This window comes from Gymnodinialimonas phycosphaerae, assembly GCF_019195455.1.
In the GTDB taxonomy this organism is placed as follows: Bacteria; Pseudomonadota; Alphaproteobacteria; order Rhodobacterales; family Rhodobacteraceae; genus Gymnodinialimonas; species Gymnodinialimonas phycosphaerae.
This window is the reverse complement of record NZ_JAIMBW010000001.1, coordinates 3,577,404-3,596,843: the sequence shown is the minus strand read 5'-3', so window position 1 is coordinate 3,596,843 and position 19,440 is coordinate 3,577,404. Positions and strand designations below refer to the sequence as shown.

Here is a 19,440-nt window from a genome sequence, read left to right as displayed (position 1 = left end):
GATTACTGCTCAGTTCTTTTATATTTTCAGGCAGTGTCCAGCTTTCATGCCAGAGAATCAATGAAAATCACGCCATTGACTGCCCGGCTCCACACGACTGTGGCCAAATTGCGTTAATGCCATGTGAAGAATTGTGGCGAGAATGGGGCAAACTTGCCTTATCTCGTGCAGGGCAGCGGAATTCGGCCGCACGAAAGAAAATTTCGTTGTGGTTGCGCTAACTGTGCCCAAGCGTCCTGTTCAGTCTTAAAAACGTCATGTTATAGCGAGAGTACGGCACAGCGCTCGGGTTGCGCCGTCACATCAATACAGGGCCTAGACCGCCCGACAGGAGCTTGGACGCCATGACAGATGCTATGTCACGGGGACGCATGAACCCCGCCCATACACTTGATCAACAAGGTATCACGGGGCTCGGCTCGGTCTATTATAACCTGCTGGAACCGGCCTTGATGCAGGCCGCCGTGGAACGCGGCGAGGGTCGCATCGGCCAAGGGGGCACGTTTCTTGTGTCCACGGGCCAGTTCACCGGCCGCTCTCCCAATGACAAATTCGTGGTGCGTACGCCTGAAGTCGAAGACACCATCTGGTGGGACAACAACGCCCCGATGGCGCCCGAGGCGTTCGACACGCTCCACGCCGACATGCTGGAGCACATGAAGGGCGGCGACTACTTCGTTCAAGACCTCTACGGCGGGGCCGATCCCGAGCATCGTCTGGATGTCCGCGTCGTCACGGAACTGGCGTGGCACAACCTGTTCATCCGCCACCTGCTGCGCCGCCCCGATGCGGATGAACTGGCGACCTTCGTGCCGGAATTCACCATCATCAACTGCCCGACGTTCAAGGCCGACCCGGCGCGCCACGGCTGCCGCTCGGACACCGTGATCGCGCTGAACTTCGAGAAGAAGATGATCCTGATCGGCGGCACCGAATATGCAGGCGAGAACAAGAAATCCGTCTTCACGCTGCTCAACTACATTTTGCCGGGCAAGGGTGTGATGGCGATGCATTGCTCGGCCAACCATGCCATTGGCGATCCCGATGACAGCGCCGTGTTCTTCGGCCTTTCCGGCACCGGCAAGACGACGCTTTCCGCCTGCCCCACGCGGACGTTGATCGGTGACGATGAACACGGCTGGTCCGATAGCGGGATCTTCAACTTCGAGGGCGGCTGCTACGCCAAGACCATCAACCTGCGCGAAGAGGCAGAGCCCGAGATCTACGCCACGACCCGTAAGTTCTCGACCGTGATCGAGAACATGGTCTACGACCCCGACACGCTGGAACTGGACTTCGACGACGACAGCCTGACCGCGAACATGCGCTGCGCCTACCCGATCGAGATGATCTCCAACGCGTCGGATACCGGCCTTGGTGGCGCGCCCAAGAACATCGTCATGCTCACTTGTGACGCCTTCGGTGTTCTGCCCCCCATCGCGCGGCTGACGCCCGCGCAGGCGATGTATCACTTCCTGTCGGGTTTCACCGCCAAGGTGGCCGGCACCGAGCGTGGCGTGACCGAACCCACGCCGACCTTCTCCACCTGTTTCGGCGCGCCTTTCATGCCCCGTCGCCCCGAAGTCTACGGAGAGCTGTTGCGCGAAAAGATCGCCAAACACGGCGCAACCTGCTGGCTGGTGAATACCGGCTGGACCGGGGGGGCTTTTGGCACCGGGTCGCGCATGCCGATCCGCGCCACGCGGGCGCTGCTGACGGCAGCGCTGGACGGGACGCTCAACAAGGGCGAATTCCGCAAGGATCCCAACTTCGGCTTCGACGTGCCGCTGCATTGCACCGGCGTGGCCGATCTGCTGCTGGATCCCCGTCGTACATGGGACCGGCCCGACAGCTATGACCGGCAAGCGCAACGCCTGGTCGACATGTTCGCCGAAAACTTCGCCCAATACGTGGATCACATCGATGCAGATGTGAAAGCGGCGGCGATCTGAAGCCCATTGGCGGGTTTTGAACACGGCCACCCCCATCGGGTGGCCGTTTGCATGACTGCAGGAAATCCGGCGTAGGCACAGGGTACGCGGCGGGCTAGCGTAAGGCATCCAATCCCCCCGGAGACCGCCATGCGCCTTCTTCCCTTCGCCCTTCTGGCCCTCGCCACGCCGCTGCATGCCCAAAGCGCCTCGATCTATGCCTCGCCCGAGCTGAACAGCTTCAACTACGACATCCTGTGCTACTACGATAACGATAACCCCAACGTACCGATGACCCCTGCCGAGATCGCGCAGATCAATGCCACCACGGCCTTCTTCGACGACGTGAGTACCGATGGCGCCACCAAGATCCCCGTCGGCGCGGGAGTGACCTTCGGGGTCCTGTCGAACTATCCGGAAGGCGTCGCCTATGATGTGACGTCAACCATCACCCATATCGCCCGCGACGGCACGGTGACGGAGGACACGGTAACCCTGCGCTTCGACGACGTGCTGGACATCGATGGCTGGACCTTCGATTCCGCCGCGCCCGGCAACCTTGGGATTTACAGGTTCCAGACCTTCCGCAACGGGCAAGTGATCTACGATCTGTCGTTCGATGTCGTCACCGCCGAGGAATTCGCAGGCCCGCTTCCGCCCTGCGTGACCCTGCCGTAACACCTCGTCCCATTTCCTGCCGATGCGCCTTGGCCTATCGTCCGGGTTATCACTTCTTACAAGGCCGGTCTTTGCCATGCGCGCCCTCTCGTTTCCTGTTCCGACCCGCCTTGCCCTATGCCTGCTGACGCTGTGCCTGATGCTGTTGCCACCACCGTCCACAGCGCAAGAGGCCAACCCCCGCGTCAGCCCCCTGCTTGCCGAGCTGGTTTATGGCCTCTATTGCGCCCAGGAACCTGACCGCCGCGACCCGGCGCCCGGAACGGCCTCAGGCGTGATCAACATGGTGCCCATGATCCCGGATTTTCAGTTTCGCCAGAAACTGGTGCCCGCCGAGATCGGCATCGGCTTTGGCGTGCTGGCCACCGCGCCGCCAGACGTGCTGCATGATCCGGTGACAGTCACCGTCACCCACCCCCCTTACCCAGACAGCGGCATCGAAGTGGAACAATGGATCACCGATGTTGATGACGGGCAGAACCTGATGGGGTTCAGCTTCGATCATGCACACGAGTTGGTGTTGGGCGAATGGACATTCACCGCCCATACGCTGGCGGGCGAAGAATTGTTTCACATCGCCTTCGAGGTCATCGCACCCGAATTGATGCCGCAGGTCATCAGCACCTGCTTCGGGTCATTCATGTCGTAGGGCAGCCGCGATCGCGAACCATTTCGAAACCTTCTTTCCCCATGCTCATCGCTGTTCAGAATGTGCAAACAGGTGAGTCTCGATATGGTGAAACGGGTAATAATGCATGTGGGCCTGGGCCAGACGGGAACTCGCACGATCCAGACGACCCTCGCCTCGAACCGCCCCGCGCTTGCGCGGTTGGGGGCCGTCTATCCCGGCGACGCCGACGCGCATCACGACCTTCTGGCATTGGTCCACCCCAACGGTCCGCGCCACACCTGGTACAAGCGGCAAAGCATCTCGCCAGAGGCCGCGCAATGCCTGGCCGATCGGCAGATGTCCGCGATCCGTGCAGCGGCGGCCACCGATGCCTCGGTCATATTTCTGTCCAGTGAGTTCTTTCAGGCCCTGCGCGCACCCCAGTTCACCCGCCTCGATCACCAGATCGCCGCGCTGGGGTACCAGTTGGAAACGCTTTGCTACATTCGGGAACCGCTGGCCCATACCGCCTGTCGGATCGAACAAGGGGTGCGGCAGGGCTCTGCCCGGATCGCCCAGATGATGGACCGCCCCTATCCTCCGCTGGCCCGCGATCATTGTGAGGCCGCGCTGACATCCCTCGGCCGCCACAGGGTGCACTTGCGGATGATGGAAAACGCGGCACCGGGCGGTTTGACCGCCGATGTGCTGAACGTCGCAGGGCTGACGCCTTACCCTGGCACCCTGATCGATGCCCCTGATGAGGCGCGCCTGTGCCACGACGCGGTTTATCTGCTGGATGCCATCAATGGTGATGACGCCGCCTGTAGCGCCGACCGCGCCCTGTTCCGACACCATGAGGCAGAGCTTTTCGCCATGGAAGGACACCCCTTCACGCTGCCCCGCGACGTGGCGCGGCGCGTTCAGATCCAATCCCGGGCCGAGCAGGATTGGATCTTCCGGAACTTTCACATCCGCTACCCGATGCAGGTCCTGCAGGATGTGCCGTCCCATTGGCAGGAAATCGAATGGGCCGCCGATGCGCTTTTTGCCGTCAGCCAAATAGGCCCCGCCGCACAAGATTGGCACCCGCCACAACAAGCAGCAATAGCGTAAGCTTGCGGAACAGGTTGGCATCCAGCTTCGCGCCGACCCAGAATCCGATCTGCATGCCGATGAAAATCGGCAGCAACAACAGGGCCGAGAACGGGATCGTCGCGGCATTCATGACGCCCGATTGCAAATGCCCAACAAGAAGGAAGACCGCGCCGAGGCTATAGATCAGCCCCTGCACCAGAAGCTGCCGCATCTTCGGCGTGTCCAGCGCGATCAGATACAACACCGTGAGCGGCCCCCACGACCCGGTGAAGCCGCCCACAACTCCCGTAAGCGCCCCAATCCCCAATTCTGCGGCGCGGCGACGCGCCGGCGGGATGGAGAAGCGGACCCCGGCCAATTGGATGATCGACAGCGCCATGACGGGCACGCCAAGGATCAGGTAGAACACGTTCTCGGGTACGAAGACGACGAATTGCGTGACAATCAGGATCAACGCACAGACGATCACGATGTAGCGCCAATGCTCTTGCGTCGCTTCCCGGATTTCGGCCCGCGGGTGGCGAGCCACCTGCACAAGGTTCGAGACCAACGCCGGTAAAACAACGCCCGAAATGGCGAGCAATGGATCCAGGAACAGCGTCAGGCCCGACAGGATGATCAACGGAACACCAAAACCGATCGCCCCCTTCACAATGCCTGCAAACAACGTCACCGCGAAGGCCGCCGCAAAGGCCCATAGGGGCATCAATTCCATCAGGTCCTGTATCATGGTGCTGTTCTAAGCCCCATTTCCAGCGCCCGCACGCGCAATCACTCGCGACACTTTTGTGCGTTTTTTGACGCATTGCAGCATTTTTGTTGCGCTGCACCTGCAAACGCCCTACCTCTCCCCAAGACCCGAGCACAGGAGAATGCTACCATGCCACGCGACGCCGACCTGCAAAACGAGACATCCGTGATTCTCTCTGACCTTCTAAGCCTCACACGTTCTGCCGTTCCGCCCGCCGAGGCGCTTCTGGACAAGGCAAAAACCCATCTGCGCGCCGCGCTCTCGGAGGATGGTCGCGTATCGGCCAGCCTGATCGAGCAAAATCAGACCGCGGCCCATGGCCTCGCGTGGCTCGCGACATACGTCGAATCGCTGCGACAGATGCAGGGTTGGGCCGAGCGGCTGGACGCCGACGGCAAGTTCGGAGAGATCGAGCAACTGATCCTTCAGATCACGTTCGGCGAATACCTCTGGCAGCTTTACGGCGGCATCCCGATGAGCCAGGGCGAAATCCTGCGCCTGCAAGACATCGGCCTGTCTCAAGATGACCAGCGCGCCTTGATGGATGACGCGGTCATGACCCTGGCCCAGGGCGGCAACACCCAAGCCGCCCGCACCCGTCTGGTCGACCTGATGCAGGAACGCGCCGCCGAGGCGACGGTGGGCAATTGCGGCCTCGACGAGGAACTCGACATGATCCGCGAACAGTTCCGCCGCTACGCCGTCGACCGCGTGATCCCCGACGCCCACGAATGGCACCTGAAGGATGAGTTGATCCCGATGGAGATCATCGAAGAGCTTTCTGAGATGGGCGTCTTCGGCCTGACCATCCCCGAGGAACACGGCGGCTTGGGCATGTCCAAAGCTTCCATGTGCGTCGTGTCCGAGGAATTGTCGCGCGGCTATATCGGCGTGGGCTCGCTGGCCACACGTAGCGAAATCGCCGCCGAGTTGATCCTGGCCGGCGGCACCGATGAGCAGAAGGCCAAGTGGCTGCCGGGGCTGTCGTCCGGTGAAATCCTGCCCACGGCTGTGTTCACCGAACCCAATACCGGATCTGACCTTGGCAGCCTGCGGACGAAGGCGACCAAAGACGGCGACGATTGGGTCATCAATGGCAACAAGACCTGGATCACCCACGCCGCGCGCACCCATGTGATGACGGTGCTGGCCCGCACAATCCCCGACACCGACGACTATAAAGGCCTGTCTATGTTCCTTGCGGAAAAGACGCCCGGCACCGATGAGGCGCCTTGGCAGGACGCGGGTATTTCGGGCGGTGAGATCGAGGTTCTGGGCTACCGTGGCATGAAGGAATACACGGTCAACTTCGACGACTTCAAAGTGAAGGGCGAAAACCTTCTGGGTGGCGAAGAAGGCCAAGGCTTCAAGCAACTGATGCAAACCTTCGAGAGCGCCCGCATCCAGACCGCCGCCCGCGCCATCGGTGTGGCGCAATCCGCGCTCGACGCCGGGATGCAATACGCGCAGGACCGCAAGCAATTCGGCAAGTCCCTGATCAACTTTCCCCGCGTCTCGGGCAAACTGGCGATGATGGCGGTAGAGATCATGATCGCCCGGCAACTCACGTATTTCTCAGCGCGCGAGAAGGACAACGACCGCCGCTGCGATCTGGAGGCAGGGATGGCCAAACTGCTTGGCGCGCGTGTCGCCTGGGCCGCCGCAGACAACGCCCTGCAAATCCACGGCGGCAACGGTTTTGCGCTAGAATACGGGATCAGCCGTATCCTGTGCGACGCGCGGATCCTGAACATCTTTGAAGGCGCTGCCGAGATCCAGGCGCAGGTGATCGCGCGGCGTCTGCTGGCGTGACAGCGGCGGGGGCGCTGAAATCCTCGGCCTGGGGCATAGGGGGCTAGGATGCGGGCCTTCATCGCCCTGCCCCTAGCCGATACGGCCGTCGATGCACTTTTGCGGGTCCAATCGCTGCTGCCCGTTGGAAAACCGGTTCCCGAAGAGAATCTGCACATCACCCTCGCCTATCTGGGCGAGGTGCCGGAAGAGGTGTTGGAGGTGCTCCACGACCTCCTTGAAGCGGCCCCCCTTCGCGCGGCTGACGTCGCTTTCGGGGCGCTTGGTACCTTCGCTGAGATGGAGCGTGGCCTGACTTTCGCCGAGGTCATCCCCTCCGATGCGCTGACAGCCCTGCAATCAAAGGTTGCGCAACTGGCGCGGCAAGCGGGGGCAGAGCTACCGCGCCGAAGGTTCCACCCCCATGTCACGCTGCTGCGCGCGAACAAGCAGCCCAAGGGTCCCGCCCGCGACAGGCTGGCCGCCGCCATGGGCATCCCCCTTGACGTGCCCGGTTTCACAGCGCGTGAGCTACGTCTTTATCAGTCGACCCTGACACCGACGGGCGCGCGACACGAGGTATTGGCCAGCTACCCCCTGTCCTGAGCGGCCCGCACCAGCGCCGCCACCAACCGTTGCCGCGCAGCGGGCAAGGCGCGGTCCCCAAGGCTGGGGGCCAGATGGTTTTCAAGGAAATGCCCCGTCACGCGTAGCCCCTCGATCACATCAGTCAGACCGTTCGCCATCCCCTCCAGCGCGGGGGACAGGGGCAACAACTTGTCCACCCATTCCCCTGCCGCCGACCGCGACACGGCCCGGCCGGTCCGCGGAGAGATATAGGCAAGGTCTTGCGTCACACCGCTGACCGCGCATTGCGACAGGTCAAGGCCAAAGCCCATCTCGGCCAGTAGCGCCATCTCCCACCCCAGGTAAGCCTCGGCCCACCGTTCGGCCCCAAGGCCATCCAGCACGGCGAGGCTGCGGGCATAGAGGCCGGGATAAGCCGCACGCTCGGGCAAGGTGAATGACAGCAAAGCGCAGATTGACGACAGCCCCGCCAAGGCGATCCGATCACCCATCGCGTCCGCCGCCCGGCCCTTGCGCACCTCGACGGTGAAGCTGCCCAGATGCTCCGAGAGCCGCGCCCGCCACGTCGCGTCCAACTGCGCGCCGACCTGCAAGACAGGCGCCATCTTGCGCGATGCCCCACCGTGCACAACGCCCGCGTGGCGACCATGTGCTTCTGTGAACACCTCGATGATGGCGGAGGATTCGCCATGTCGCCGCACGGCCAGAAGGATCCCATCTGCACGCCATTCCATGGCCTGGACTATTGCGGCTTGCTGCCCACAGCGCACGGGAAAAATGATCCCGCTCAGTTGAAACTGCGCGCGGGGCCATGGCAAGGGTGTGAATATGTTCTCGGCACTCTCTCCTCGCGCCCGCTGGACGGCCATGGTCATCGCGCTTCTGGCGTTTGGGTCCGTGGCCGCGATGTTTTGCTACAACCTCGACACGGCACGCTACGGAGACGTGGCCGCGACCGCCTGGGGCATGGCGCGGTTCTTCACCATCCTCACGCATCTGGCGGTTGTGATCACGTTTGCCACCGCCGCCCTGCGCCGCGACGGGGTGGACGACGCGTGGATCGCCGCGCTGACCCTTGCAATGGTTATTGTCAGTATTGTGTATCACGTGCTGCTGTCGGATATCACAACCTACGTGGGTATCGGGGCCTGGGCCGATCAGGGCCTGCACAGCGTCGTGCCCGTCGCCTGCGTCCTGTGGTGGATCGCCTTCGCGCCCAAGCACAACCTGCACTACCGCGACCTGCCGACATTCATCGTCTGGCCCTGCGTCTACGTGGCCTATGCGCTGGCGCGCGGCGCGCGGGACGGCACCTATCCCTATCCGTTCATGGACCTGTCTGAGAAATCATCGCTCGTGGTGGCCACAAACCTTGCGGGGCTACTTATCGTCATGTTGATCGGGGGGGTGATTTTCGTGATGGCCGCCCGCTTCGCCGACCGTTAATCCAGTCCCGGCTGATCCAGCAAGTGCCGCCCGTCCCGATCCTCCACCTCGATCACCCATAGATCCGGGTCGAAGCTTTTCTGACGGGCAATTGCGGCGTCCACGTCGGCCTCGGGCCCTTCGGACAGCACCATCCATTCGCGCGCGCCGGTCATCGGGTCGAAGCTGCGCTGATAAAGAGTGGCCGTGCCATCCAGAGGCGACTGTTTCACCAACACCGCCCCTGCCGTTGCATCGCCCCGCGCGACAATGAACACCGGGATATCCGCCAACCGCAGCCGCGCCAGATAGGCCGCGACCCAGAAATCTGCCGTCAGGCGCGGGGTCATGCGTTCCCGTCTTTGAAGTTGAGACCCATTTCCGAATAGCGCTCGGATTCCTCCAGCCAGCCGGGCCGGACCTTCACCTGCAAGAACAGATGCACCGGGTGGCCGACGAATTCCGCGATCTCCTCGCGCGCGGCCTTCGAGACGGATTTGATCGTCTCGCCGCCCTTTCCCAACAAAATGCCCTTATGGCCGTCCCGCGCCACGTAGATCACCTGGTCAATCTTGGCCGAGCCGTCCTTGCGGTTTTCCCAGGCCTCGGTCTCGACGGTCAACTGATAGGGCAGTTCCTGATGCAAACGCAGGGTCAACTTTTCACGGGTCATCTCGGCGGCGATCATGCGAAGGGGCAGGTCGGCGATCTGATCTTCGGGGTAAAGCCACGGGCCTTCAGGCATCTCTGCGGCAAGCCACGCCCGAAGCTCCTTGATGCCGTGGCCCTTCTCGGCCGAGATCATGTAGGTCTCGTCAAACGGATAAGCGGCATTCAGCGTCTCGGCCAACTTCAACAGAACGGGGGCTTCGACCCGATCGATCTTGTTGATCGCCAAGGCAACCTTGCGGTCGCCAGTGCGTTCCTTGAGGCCATCGAGGATCGCCTGAACGCCCTCGGTCAACCCACGCGTCGCCTCGATCAGCAGCACCACGACATCGGCGTCCGAGGCCCCGGTCCAGGCCGCCGCCACCATCGCGCGGTCAAGCCTGCGCTTGGGGCGGAAGAGGCCCGGGGTGTCCACGAACACCAACTGGCTGTCGCCTTCCATCGCCACGCCGCGCAGGCGCGCGCGTGTGGTCTGCACCTTATGAGTCACGATAGAGACCTTCGCGCCGACCATGCGATTGAGGAGCGTGGATTTACCGGCGTTGGGCTCTCCGATCAGGGCAATGAAACCGGCGCGTGTGGGCATGGGGGTATCCTTTGGATGCGTTGTATCGCGGCATAGCTGGATTTGGCGCGTGAGGTAAGGGGGCAAGCCCCATGGTGGCGGTTGCACTTGGGGGAAAGGGCGGGATTGAGTTGTATTTTGCAAGATGAAGGGGGAAGCGGCGCGCCTGGGATGTCAGCGGGCGTGCTCGACCTGCGCAAGCAGCGCATTGGCGGCCATCTGCTCGGCCTGACGTTTGGCCTTGGCCTCGGCCTCGGCGTGCTGGCCAGAGGACAACGTGACACGGACCCGGAAAACCGGCGCGTGATCGGGACCGGTGCGGGCCACCTCGGTGTAGGTGGGTGGGTCCATGCGGCGGGCTTGCGCCCATTCCTGCAATGCGGTTTTCGCATCCCGGGCGTCGTCTTCGACATGGGCGACCCGCTCGGCCCAGAGCCGTGTCACAAGATCGCGCGCAGCGCCGAAGCCGCCATCAAGGTAGACGGCGGCAATCACCGCCTCCATCGCGTCGCCCAGAAGCGCCATGCGACGGCGGCCGCCTGCCGACATCTCGGATTTGCCAAGACGCATCGCAGCGCCAAGGTCGATCTGGCGGGCCACGTCGGCGCAAGCTTCCTTGCGGACCAGTGCGTTGAAGCGGGGGGCGAGGGTGCCCTCCTTGGCTTCTGGGTCTGCCGCAAGAACCGCCTCGGCCATGACAAGGCCCAAAACACGGTCACCCAGGAATTCCATCCGTTGGTTGTCACCCCGCGTGGGCGACGACAGGGACGAGTGGGTCAACGCGCGCGCAAGCAATGCGGGGTCGTCGAATACGTACCCCAAGCGGTCCATGAAGGCCAAAAGCTCCCGCGAGGGCTTCATGGCGCTAGTCGATGGCCCGGAAGAAACGATCCGAGCGCCATGTCCAGAAGTAGATCATCCGCTGACCCGCAGACGAGAAGATCACCCGATCGGCACGGCCCAGTAGGTTCTCGGCCGGCACGAAGCCAACGCCGCCGATGGACTGCGGGAAGCGCGAGTCGATGGAGTTGTCGCGGTTGTCGCCCATGACGAAGAAATGTCCCTCGGGCACAACGAATTCGGGCGTATTATCCCCGCGTGAGCCGTCCTGAATGTTCAGGATCGAATGGGTGACACCCCCCGGAAGTTCTTCCGTGGCACGTTCCTTGGCGCAGATGCCACCGGCCCCCACGGGCGCGTTGGAACAGCGCGGCACGTGTCCTTGGGGCCCTTGGGCTTCGGCGATTTCCTCAAACGGCTCTTGAGGTGTCAGGCGCACGGGCTCGCCGTTCAGGTGCAACACGCCGTCGATGACTTGCACCCGGTCACCGGGCAGGCCGATCACCCGCTTGATGAAATCTGTGCCATTGGTCGGGTGGCGGAACACGACCACATCGCCCCGCTCGGGGTCCGAGCCGAAAATGCGCCCCTCGAACGGACACATGGAGAATGGGCAAGAGTGGCGCGAATAGCCGTAGGCCATCTTGTTGACGAACAGGAAGTCACCAATCAGCAACGTGTCCTTCATCGAACCGGACGGGATCCAGAATGGTTGAAAGAACAGCGTGCGGAAGATGCCCGCAATCACCAGCGCCCAGACGACGGTCTTGACCGTCTCCATGATGCCGCCCTCAGATTCTGCCATGGGGCTGCCCTTCCTTGTTCTACGGTTTGCTCAGGGCCGTTCTTTCCCGTGTCCTGTCGGGCAAGTCAAGCAAACGACCCGCCCCTTCCCCGTTCTGCAAATATCCCAGGGGGTCTGGGGGACTGGTCCCCCAGCGATCCGCCAACCAAGCCTAACCCATGTTACGCCGTGGAACGCTTGCCACTTTGGGCCGCAACGCCGCCTCTTGCTGCGTCAACGCCTCGATCACTACCATCGCCTGCGCCCAGGGGTGATCGTCGGTCAGTGTTACATGGATCACCGCGCCGTAGCCCTCGGGCGTCATCTGGTCGAGCCGGTCGCGCGCCCAGCCCGTAACCTCCATCACCGGCTGGCCGGTGGGCAGGTTGCTGACAGACATGTCCTTCCACGCGATCCCCATTCGAAGCCCCGTGCCCAGCGCCTTGGAACACGCCTCTTTCGCCGCCCAACGCTTGGCATAGACGGCGGCGGGATCCTGCATCCGTTCAGCCCGCGCCTGTTCGCGCTCGGTAAACACACGGTTGCGAAAGCGGTCGCCGAAACGCTCCAGCGTGCGCTCGATCCGCTCGATATTGGCGAGGTCGGTCCCGATGCCAAGGATCAAAGCAAGCTCACCACACCGGTCGTCTGATTGACGGCAAACCGCACCATGACCGGCCCGTCATGGCCCGCGTCGGCGATCGGCACCGTGATGATCAATCCGACCGCAGGATCATAGAAAGCCGTCGCCTCGGCCACAAAAGCCTGCGCGAAGAACCGGAACTCGGCGCTTTGGTAGATCGCGGTGCAGGTTCTATACTCTTCGCCAGAGCCCGCCGGGTGCAGAATGCCAAGCGCCGCGCCCGAGGCCACGTTGGGATCGATGAATATCTCGAATATGCGGATTGCACCGTTGGCGAAGGTCCGGGTGTTTTCTTCCCAAGGCTCGGTGATGGTGAGCGGTGTGAACTCAGGCCCGCAGGGGGCCGTGATGAAGGCCTGCGCCGGGGCTGCGAACGCCGTGCAAGCGGCAAGGGTCAGGGCAATCCGTTTCATCTCAACACTCCCTCAGGCGCGTGCCGCATCCATGCGGGCACGCATCTCGGCCATGGCGGCCTCAAGGCCCACGAACACCGCTTCTCCGATCAGGAAATGGCCGATGTTCAGCTCGGCCACTTCGGGCAGGGCGGCGATGGGGGCGACGGTGTCATAGTTAAGGCCATGGCCCATGTGCACCTCCAGCCCCAACTCTACACCCAGTTTCGCGCCTCTGATCAGGCGTTTCAATTCGGCATCTCGGGCGGCGATGTCGCCCTCGGCATCATGGTCGCAATAGGCGCCCGTGTGCAGCTCGATCACCGGGGCGCCGATGCGCGCCGCGGCTTCGATCTGAGACCGCTCTGCCGCGATGAAAAGCGACACGCGAATGCCTGCGTCGCGCAGGGGGGCGATGTAGTCCGCCAGGCGGTTGTCGTCGCCCGCCACTTCAAGCCCGCCCTCGGTCGTGCGCTCTTCCCGGCGTTCTGGCACGATGCAGGCGGCGTGCGGCATATGGCCAAGCGCGATCTTCTGCATCTCATCGGTGGCCGCCATCTCGAAATTCAGCGGGATGGTGATCGCCTCCATGATCGCGGCGATGTCGGCGTCGCGGATATGGCGGCGATCTTCGCGCAGATGCGCCGTGATACCGTCGGCTCCGGCCTTCTCGGCCAGCACAGCGGCGCGCACCGGATCGGGTAACGCGCCGCCCCGCGCATTACGCAGGGTTGCCACGTGGTCGATGTTCACGCCCAGTCTCAGCTTTTCCATCATGCTTCCTTTATTGCGCTATCGCCCTTCGGACGACTTGAGCACGCGCCTACTCCGCCGCTTCCGCCTGCTTTCGCAGCTTGTCCAATTTCTTTCGCAACCGCGCAGCCCGGCTTTTCTGGTAAGCGCGCACGACCGGCACCGTCAGGTAATAGCAAATGATGCCCGTGATCAGCCCCGGAAGTATACCGCCGACTGTCCACGGCCAGACGACGGTGTCCCAGAAGATCTGCAATTCGCCCCAATGAGCGCGCTCGGGGGTGAAAATCGCCTTTAGATTATGCCACAAATCCCGTGAGGCCCCGCCGAAGCGGTGAAACAGGCTGTCATTCACGCCCACCGAGGGGCGCGAGCCCAACATGAAGTGACCGAGGTTCAGCGATATCGCCGCAATCGGCACGTAGGTCAGCGGGTTACCGATGAAGGTCGCCAGCAGGGCGGCGAAGATCGAGCCGCGCATGGCTCGCGCCAGAAGCGCCGCGATAACGAAATGCAGGCCGAAAAAGGGGGTGAACACTGTCACCGCACCGGCGAAGACACCGCGTGCAATCTGTTCCGGGGTGCCCGGCAGTCGACGCATGCGGTGCTGCACGTATTGAGCCGCGCGCAGCCACCCGCCCCGAGGCCAGAGAACCTCCAGGATGATACGATACCACGGTCTATAGTCGCGCCGTCTGAACACGCGTGCTTCGCCTCCTCTCGCCGGTCGTCCCTCACCGGCGCGTTTCGCATAGATATGGACCTCTTACGGCCTCCGGTCCAGATCACGGAAGCGATCTAGCGTGGCAACATCGGAATCAGCCTCCACCGCCATCATCACGGCATGCAGGTGTTCAGCGTCGCGCACGTCCATATCAATGAGAAGACGAAAGAAATCCGGTTTGCGGTCAATGAAGTGCAGGTCCGAGATATTGGCATTCTGCTCTCCGATCAGGGTGCAGATCCGACCCAGTACGCCAATCCCGTTCGACAGCGTGACTTCCACCGTCACATTGTGTTCCGGCGCGTGTCGACCCTCGGTCCAATGCAGGTCGATCCAGCGGTCGGGCTGATCATCGAAATCGGCCAGGGCGGGGCAATCAATGGCGTGCACCACAGGCCCCTTGCCGTGGTAGGTGATGCCGACGATACGCTCTCCGGGAACGGGCTGGCAGCATTGCGCCCGCAAGGTGCGCGCACCCGGTGGCAGACCGATGACGGCGCGCGTGCCCTCGATGACCGAGGCATCGTCGGTATTGGCCAGCTCTGGATAGAGTTCGGCAACCACCTGCCGCGCGCTCAACTCGGCCGAGCCGATGCGCGCCAGCACCTCGTCCCCATTGGCAAGCGCCAGCGCCTTGGCAGCGGTGTTCAGCGCCTTTTCGGTCGCCTTCTTGTCGATCTGCTCGAACGCCACACGCGCAAGTTCCCGACCCAGCTTGATGAAGCGGTCGCGGTCGACCTCTCGCAAGGACCGTCGGATCGCGGCCTTGGCGCGGCCCGTCGTTGCAATGTCGATCCATGTGGCCTGCGGCGATTGCCCCTCGGCGGTTATGATATCAACGGATTGCCCGTTCTTCAGCCGCGTCCATAGCGGCACGCGAAGGCCATCCACCTTGGCACCGACGCAGGAATGGCCGATCCGCGTATGGATCGAATAGGCGAAATCAATCGGTGTCGCGCCGCGTGGCAGTTTCACGACATCGCCCTTCGGCGTGAAACAGAACACCTGGTCGGAATACATCTCCAACTTCACGTGTTCCAGAAATTCGTCGTGATCCTCGGCGTTCTCGAACCGCTCGGTCAGGCTTTCCAGCCATTTGGCCGGGTCCACGGCGAAGGGGTTTTGCGCCCGCACGCCGTCGCGGTAGGCCCAATGAGCAGCGACACCGGCCTCGGCCACCTCGTGCATCTGGCGGGTGCGGATCTGCACCTCCACCCGCTTGCCGTCACGCCCCGACACCGTGGTGTGGATCGAGCGGTATCCGTTGGACTTCGGCTGGCTGATGTAATCCTTGAACCGCCCGGGCACCGACTTCCACCGCCGGTGGATCGCACCCATTACCCGGTAGCAATCGTCTTCACTGTCGACGATCACCCGGAACCCGTAGATGTCTGACAGCCGCGAGAAGGCAAGCTTCTTGTCCTGCATCTTGCGCCAGATCGAATAGGGTTTCTTCGCACGGCCATAGACCCTGGCTTTCACACCCAACTTTTGCAGAACTGTCTGGATGTCTTCGGTGATCTTCGGGATCACGTCGCCGCTTTCGCGTTGCAAAGAGATGAAGCGGCGCAGGATCGACGAGCGCGCCTCGGGGTTGAGAACCCGAAACGAGAGGTCCTCCAACTCTTCACGCATCCAATGCATCCCCATGCGACCAGCTAGCGGCGCATAAAGGTCCATCGTCTCCTGGGCCTTCTGTTTCTGCTTTTCCGGGCGCATGTGGCGGATCGTGCGCATGTTGTGCAAGCGGTCGGCAAGCTTCACCAGGATCACCCGCAGGTCCTTGGACATCGCCATGAACAGCTTGCGGAAATTTTCCGCCTGCTTGCTTTCGCGGTTGCTCAACTGAAGGTTTGTCAGCTTGGTGACGCCATCGATCAGCTCGGCGATTTCGGGGCCGAACCTTTCGGACACCTCGCCATAGGTCGACCGTGTGTCCTCGATGGTATCATGCAAGAGCGCGGTGACGATGGTGGCATCGTCCAACTGGCGTTCTGTCAGAAGTGCCGCCACAGCCACAGGGTGCGAGAAATACGGCTCGCCGGAGTGGCGCGTCTGACCCGCGTGCATCTGTTCGCCATAGGCGAAAGCATCGCGGATCAAGGCTTCTTTTGTCTTGGGATTGTAGGCGCGGACGAGGTCTAGCAGATCATCGACACTGATCGCCTTGTCAGCGGCCGCGTCGTCTGTTGGCCTACCGTCCGCCGCCACAGGGCCTACTTCTGACCTTGGGCTTCCATAAGCGCGCGCAGCATCTGCTCTTCGCTCATGTCGTCCTGGGCTGGGCGGTCCTGCTCCACACCTTGAAGAAGCGCCATGGCGTCTTCTTCGGGCTCATCAACCTCGATCTGGGTCTGATGGCTTTCGATCAGACGCTCGCGCAGATCTTCGGCACTTTGCGTTTCATCCGCGATTTCACGCAGGGAAACGACGGGGTTCTTGTCGTTGTCGCGATCAACCGTCAGCGGATCGCCAGCGGCGATTTCGCGAGCGCGGTGTGCGGCAAGCATCACCAACTCGAACCGGTTCGGGACCTTATCAACGCAATCTTCAACCGTGACGCGGGCCATGGGACACTCCAGAGACTAGAAACCGTTAAGGGCTAAAGGCGCTACATAAGCGCGGCGCGCCATGTTGACAACCGGATTCGAGGCTTATTCAGCCGCGACAGGCACGGGATGAATCTCGGCCAGTTCCGCATCGGGGCGTGCGGCCAGCATCTGCGCCACCGTCAGACCCGTGGCCGGGTCCATCCACTCGGGCGCCACATCGGCCAGCGGAACCAGCACGAAGCCACGCTCGGCCAGGCGTGGATGGGGCAGGATCAACTGATCCGGCACCACCTGCGCAGCGCGCTCTGGGGGCAGGTTGGCCCAGTTGGCGCGGGTCGCGGCATCGGGCAAGATCGCATTCCCCAACCCGATCAGGTCCAGATCCATCACGCGGGCCTCCCACCTGTGGGCGCGCGTGCGGCCGAATTCCTCTTCAATGTCGTGCAGAAGCGACAACAATTCGCCCGCCTTTCCCCGCCATTCGATTCGCACAGCCGCGTTCACGAACCGCGGCCCGGACCCCGGCGGAAACGCGGGCGTATGGAACAGGCGACTCATCTGATGGGGGCCGCCCACCTTTTCCACCAACCGCCCCATGGCGCGGGGCACACTGATTTCAGGCGGCATTCCGCCGGAAGGAAGGTTTGCGCCAAGCGCAATAAGGCTTACCCTCGCGTCACGGCTATACATCGTCTCGTGCACTCATCAAAATGCCCCTTGAGCCTATCGAAAGATAACTTGAATGTGTCATTCCTGAGTTGAATACAACACAAGTTTACTAGAACGCATTGGCCGTCCACCGAGGACCTAACTTCGGATTTCAAGACCGCCGACGCACATACACACACTTACGGGCATTGGACACAACATGTTTTACCGGGACGAGCGCCTTGCGCTTTTCATTGATGGCTCTAACCTCTACGCCGCCGCAAAAGCGCTCGGTTTTGACATCGACTACAAGCTCCTTCGGTCGGAGTTCATGCAGCGCGGGAAACTGCTGCGCGCGAACTACTACACCGCCCTTCTGGAAAATGACGACTATTCACCGATCCGCCCCTTGGTGGATTGGCTGCACTACAACGGCTTCAATATGGTCACGAAGCCCGCCAAGGAATTCACCGATAGCCAGGGTCGCCGGAAGGTGAAGGGGAACATGGATATCGAGCTTACCGTTGACGCGATGGAAGCCGCCCCACATGTCGATCACGTCGTCATCTTTTCAGGCGATGGCGACTTCAAACCGCTGGTCGAGGCGCTTCAGCGCAAGGGATGCCGGGTGTCTGTCGTCTCTACGATCCGCAGCCAACCGCCGATGATCGCCGATGACCTGCGCCGCCAGTGCGACAACTTCATCGAGCTGATGGACCTCAAGGAAGCAATCGGGCGTCCTCCACGCGAACCGCGGATCGAGGCGGTTGACCCAGTTGACGTGGGCGCCGAATAGCAGCGCCCACCTTGGTCAGGCTTCAGCCTTGCACCCAAGGCTCCAGAGGCCACCAGCCGCCAGCATCAGCGCAAGACCGGACGGAACCGTCCGCGTGATGTTGAACACCTGCCAGCGTGGCCGATACGCCTCCCAGATCGTCTGTGCCGCATCTATGTCGCGGGGGACGTCAAGCGCGGCCAGCGCCTCGTTCATCGGCACATTGACCAGAATGGTCAGGATCAGTCCTCCCATCAAGTAGACGCCCCCGCCTCCGGCGAAGAGCACCCGCGCGCGACCCTGGGTCGCGACGGCGGCGGCGAACAGGACCACTGGTGTCAGGAAGAACGTCGGGCAGAAGACCGCATTGCGCACGCTTGCGTTCATCGCCTGCATCGCCGCGATGGCGATGCGTGGGTCCGCCGCGTCCAGCCCCCACATGGTAGAGCATACCCACGCATAGAAGAACCCGAAAATCGCCCCTGAAAAGAGGACCGATGCAAACCCCAATGTTACGCCAACGCCACGCATGTCCTCAATCCTTTTAAGCAGCATTCGGTAGTGGCCGTAATATGCATTACGGTATTGCACTAATCCGTAATGCATATTACGGCTTGGGGTCAAGAGGGGGATGTAATGGAAGACAAATCCAAAGAGGAACGGCGCGTGCAGATCGAGGATGCGGCGTACCGGATGCTGGAGGAAAAGGGCTATGCGGGCGCATCGATGCAGGCGATCGCGCGGGCGGCAAAGGCGTCGAACGAGACGCTCTATAATTGGTATGGCGACAAAAAGGGCCTAATGGCCGCGCTGATCGCACGCAACACCGATACGGTGCGCGCGGCGCTTGCCGACAGCCCCGACAAACCGGCGCTTGACCAGCTTGCCCACCTCGGCCCGATCCTGCTTGGCATGGTCTTGGGGCCCCGCGCCGTGGCGCTCAACCGCGCAGCGGCGGCCGATCCCTCCGGCGATCTAGGCCGGGTGTTAGCCGCCGGGGGCCGCGACACCGTCGGGCCAATGATCCAGGGCATCATCGCCCAAAGCCCTTTGCAGGGCGACGCGACGCGGCTGACGCAGCTTTACCTCACTCTGCTGCTCGGCGATCTCCAGATCCGGCGTGCCACCGGCGCGATGGAGACGCCCACACCCGCCTTCTGCGAAGCCCGCGCGGCCGAGGCGCTTGAGATCCTCAAACGCCTCGCTGTTTGACAGGGACACGC

Annotated in this window: 23 protein-coding genes; 9 read left to right on the top strand and 14 right to left on the bottom strand. The window is 62.4% G+C overall.

Annotation, left to right across the window (positions count from 1 at the left end; genetic code table 11):
• Positions 1-356 precede the first annotated feature (356 nt).
• The 4 genes from KUL25_RS17910 to KUL25_RS17895 all read left to right on the top strand — a co-directional run bounded on the left by KUL25_RS17910 (position 357) and on the right by KUL25_RS17895 (position 4,335).
• Positions 357-1,952, top strand: a complete 1,596-nt coding sequence (locus tag KUL25_RS17910; protein WP_257894895.1) for a phosphoenolpyruvate carboxykinase — start codon at positions 357-359, stop codon at positions 1,950-1,952.
• A gap of 129 nt (positions 1,953-2,081) precedes the next feature.
• Positions 2,082-2,609, top strand: coding sequence for a DUF3859 domain-containing protein (locus KUL25_RS17905; RefSeq protein WP_257894164.1), 528 nt, complete (start codon positions 2,082-2,084; stop codon positions 2,607-2,609).
• A 76-nt stretch (positions 2,610-2,685) separates the two neighbouring features.
• Positions 2,686-3,258, top strand: coding sequence for a DUF3859 domain-containing protein (locus KUL25_RS17900; RefSeq protein ID WP_257894163.1), 573 nt, complete (start codon positions 2,686-2,688; stop codon positions 3,256-3,258).
• Positions 3,259-3,330: 72 nt separating this feature from the next.
• Positions 3,331-4,335, top strand: coding sequence for a hypothetical protein (locus KUL25_RS17895; protein WP_257894162.1), 1,005 nt, complete (start codon positions 3,331-3,333; stop codon positions 4,333-4,335).
• Here KUL25_RS17895 and KUL25_RS17890 read toward each other — a convergent pair.
• Complete coding sequence (locus KUL25_RS17890) at positions 4,274-5,047, bottom strand: sulfite exporter TauE/SafE family protein (protein WP_257894161.1); 774 nt, start codon at positions 5,045-5,047, stop codon at positions 4,274-4,276. The genes KUL25_RS17895 and KUL25_RS17890 overlap by 62 nt on opposite strands.
• A gap of 150 nt (positions 5,048-5,197) precedes the next feature.
• On the opposite strand from KUL25_RS17890, the gene KUL25_RS17885 reads away from it, so the two are divergent.
• On the top strand, positions 5,198-6,880 hold the full coding sequence (locus tag KUL25_RS17885; protein WP_257894160.1) for an acyl-CoA dehydrogenase family protein: 1,683 nt from the start codon (positions 5,198-5,200) through the stop codon (positions 6,878-6,880).
• A gap of 48 nt (positions 6,881-6,928) precedes the next feature.
• Positions 6,929-7,465: an RNA 2',3'-cyclic phosphodiesterase gene (thpR, locus tag KUL25_RS17880; protein WP_257894159.1), complete on the top strand. Its 537-nt coding sequence runs from the start codon at positions 6,929-6,931 to the stop codon at positions 7,463-7,465.
• On the opposite strand, the gene recO is transcribed toward thpR, so the two are convergent.
• The gene (gene recO, locus KUL25_RS17875) at positions 7,450-8,181 is read right to left on the bottom strand and encodes a DNA repair protein RecO (protein ID WP_257894158.1); all 732 of its coding nucleotides are present in this window, start codon (positions 8,179-8,181) and stop codon (positions 7,450-7,452) included. The two genes, thpR and recO, sit on opposite strands and share 16 nt — an antisense overlap.
• 94 nt (positions 8,182-8,275) lie before the next feature.
• Between recO and KUL25_RS17870 the strand changes: the two genes are divergently transcribed.
• Positions 8,276-8,893: a Pr6Pr family membrane protein gene (locus tag KUL25_RS17870; protein WP_257894157.1), complete on the top strand. Its 618-nt coding sequence runs from the start codon at positions 8,276-8,278 to the stop codon at positions 8,891-8,893.
• On the opposite strand, the gene KUL25_RS17865 is transcribed toward KUL25_RS17870, so the two are convergent.
• From KUL25_RS17865 to folK, 11 genes are all read right to left on the bottom strand, one after another.
• Positions 8,890-9,222 (bottom strand): DUF1491 family protein, encoded by a 333-nt coding sequence (locus KUL25_RS17865; RefSeq protein WP_257894156.1) that lies wholly within the window; start codon positions 9,220-9,222, stop codon positions 8,890-8,892. The genes KUL25_RS17870 and KUL25_RS17865 overlap by 4 nt on opposite strands.
• Positions 9,219-10,127 (bottom strand): GTPase Era, encoded by a 909-nt coding sequence (gene era, locus KUL25_RS17860; RefSeq protein ID WP_257894155.1) that lies wholly within the window; start codon positions 10,125-10,127, stop codon positions 9,219-9,221. Before era ends, KUL25_RS17865 begins: the two co-directional genes overlap by 4 nt.
• 153 nt (positions 10,128-10,280) lie before the next feature.
• Positions 10,281-10,967, bottom strand: coding sequence for a ribonuclease III (rnc, locus tag KUL25_RS17855; RefSeq protein WP_257894154.1), 687 nt, complete (start codon positions 10,965-10,967; stop codon positions 10,281-10,283).
• Positions 10,968-10,971: 4 nt separating this feature from the next.
• The gene (gene lepB, locus KUL25_RS17850) at positions 10,972-11,751 is read right to left on the bottom strand and encodes a signal peptidase I (protein WP_257894153.1); all 780 of its coding nucleotides are present in this window, start codon (positions 11,749-11,751) and stop codon (positions 10,972-10,974) included.
• A 151-nt stretch (positions 11,752-11,902) separates the two neighbouring features.
• Positions 11,903-12,355 (bottom strand): holo-ACP synthase, encoded by a 453-nt coding sequence (gene acpS / locus KUL25_RS17845; RefSeq protein ID WP_257894152.1) that lies wholly within the window; start codon positions 12,353-12,355, stop codon positions 11,903-11,905.
• On the bottom strand, positions 12,352-12,786 hold the full coding sequence (locus KUL25_RS17840) for a hypothetical protein (RefSeq protein WP_257894151.1): 435 nt from the start codon (positions 12,784-12,786) through the stop codon (positions 12,352-12,354). Before KUL25_RS17840 ends, acpS begins: the two co-directional genes overlap by 4 nt.
• 12 nt (positions 12,787-12,798) lie before the next feature.
• Positions 12,799-13,539 carry a pyridoxine 5'-phosphate synthase gene (locus KUL25_RS17835; RefSeq protein ID WP_427854454.1) on the bottom strand — a complete coding sequence of 247 codons (741 nt, stop codon included), beginning with the start codon at positions 13,537-13,539 and terminating at the stop codon, positions 12,799-12,801.
• A 49-nt stretch (positions 13,540-13,588) separates the two neighbouring features.
• Entirely contained in the window at positions 13,589-14,221 is a 633-nt protein-coding gene (locus KUL25_RS17830; RefSeq protein ID WP_068356993.1) for a DUF2062 domain-containing protein, read from the bottom strand.
• A gap of 63 nt (positions 14,222-14,284) precedes the next feature.
• Positions 14,285-16,453: a RelA/SpoT family protein gene (locus KUL25_RS17825; protein ID WP_257894149.1), complete on the bottom strand. Its 2,169-nt coding sequence runs from the start codon at positions 16,451-16,453 to the stop codon at positions 14,285-14,287.
• 5 nt (positions 16,454-16,458) lie between these two features.
• On the bottom strand, positions 16,459-16,812 hold the full coding sequence (gene rpoZ, locus KUL25_RS17820; protein ID WP_257894148.1) for a DNA-directed RNA polymerase subunit omega: 354 nt from the start codon (positions 16,810-16,812) through the stop codon (positions 16,459-16,461).
• A gap of 84 nt (positions 16,813-16,896) precedes the next feature.
• A complete protein-coding gene (folK, locus tag KUL25_RS17815; protein ID WP_257894147.1) occupies positions 16,897-17,484 on the bottom strand; it encodes a 2-amino-4-hydroxy-6-hydroxymethyldihydropteridine diphosphokinase in 588 nt (195 codons plus the stop codon).
• 178 nt (positions 17,485-17,662) lie between these two features.
• Here folK and KUL25_RS17810 point away from each other — a divergent pair, with 178 nt between their 5' ends.
• The gene (locus tag KUL25_RS17810; protein ID WP_257894146.1) at positions 17,663-18,238 is read left to right on the top strand and encodes a LabA-like NYN domain-containing protein; all 576 of its coding nucleotides are present in this window, start codon (positions 17,663-17,665) and stop codon (positions 18,236-18,238) included.
• A 15-nt stretch (positions 18,239-18,253) separates the two neighbouring features.
• On the opposite strand, the gene KUL25_RS17805 is transcribed toward KUL25_RS17810, so the two are convergent.
• Positions 18,254-18,772 carry an anthrone oxygenase family protein gene (locus KUL25_RS17805; RefSeq protein WP_257894145.1) on the bottom strand — a complete coding sequence of 173 codons (519 nt, stop codon included), beginning with the start codon at positions 18,770-18,772 and terminating at the stop codon, positions 18,254-18,256.
• Positions 18,773-18,853: 81 nt separating this feature from the next.
• Between KUL25_RS17805 and KUL25_RS17800 the strand changes: the two genes are divergently transcribed.
• The gene (locus tag KUL25_RS17800) at positions 18,854-19,429 is read left to right on the top strand and encodes a TetR/AcrR family transcriptional regulator (protein ID WP_257894144.1); all 576 of its coding nucleotides are present in this window, start codon (positions 18,854-18,856) and stop codon (positions 19,427-19,429) included.
• The last annotated feature ends 11 nt before the right edge of the window (positions 19,430-19,440 follow it).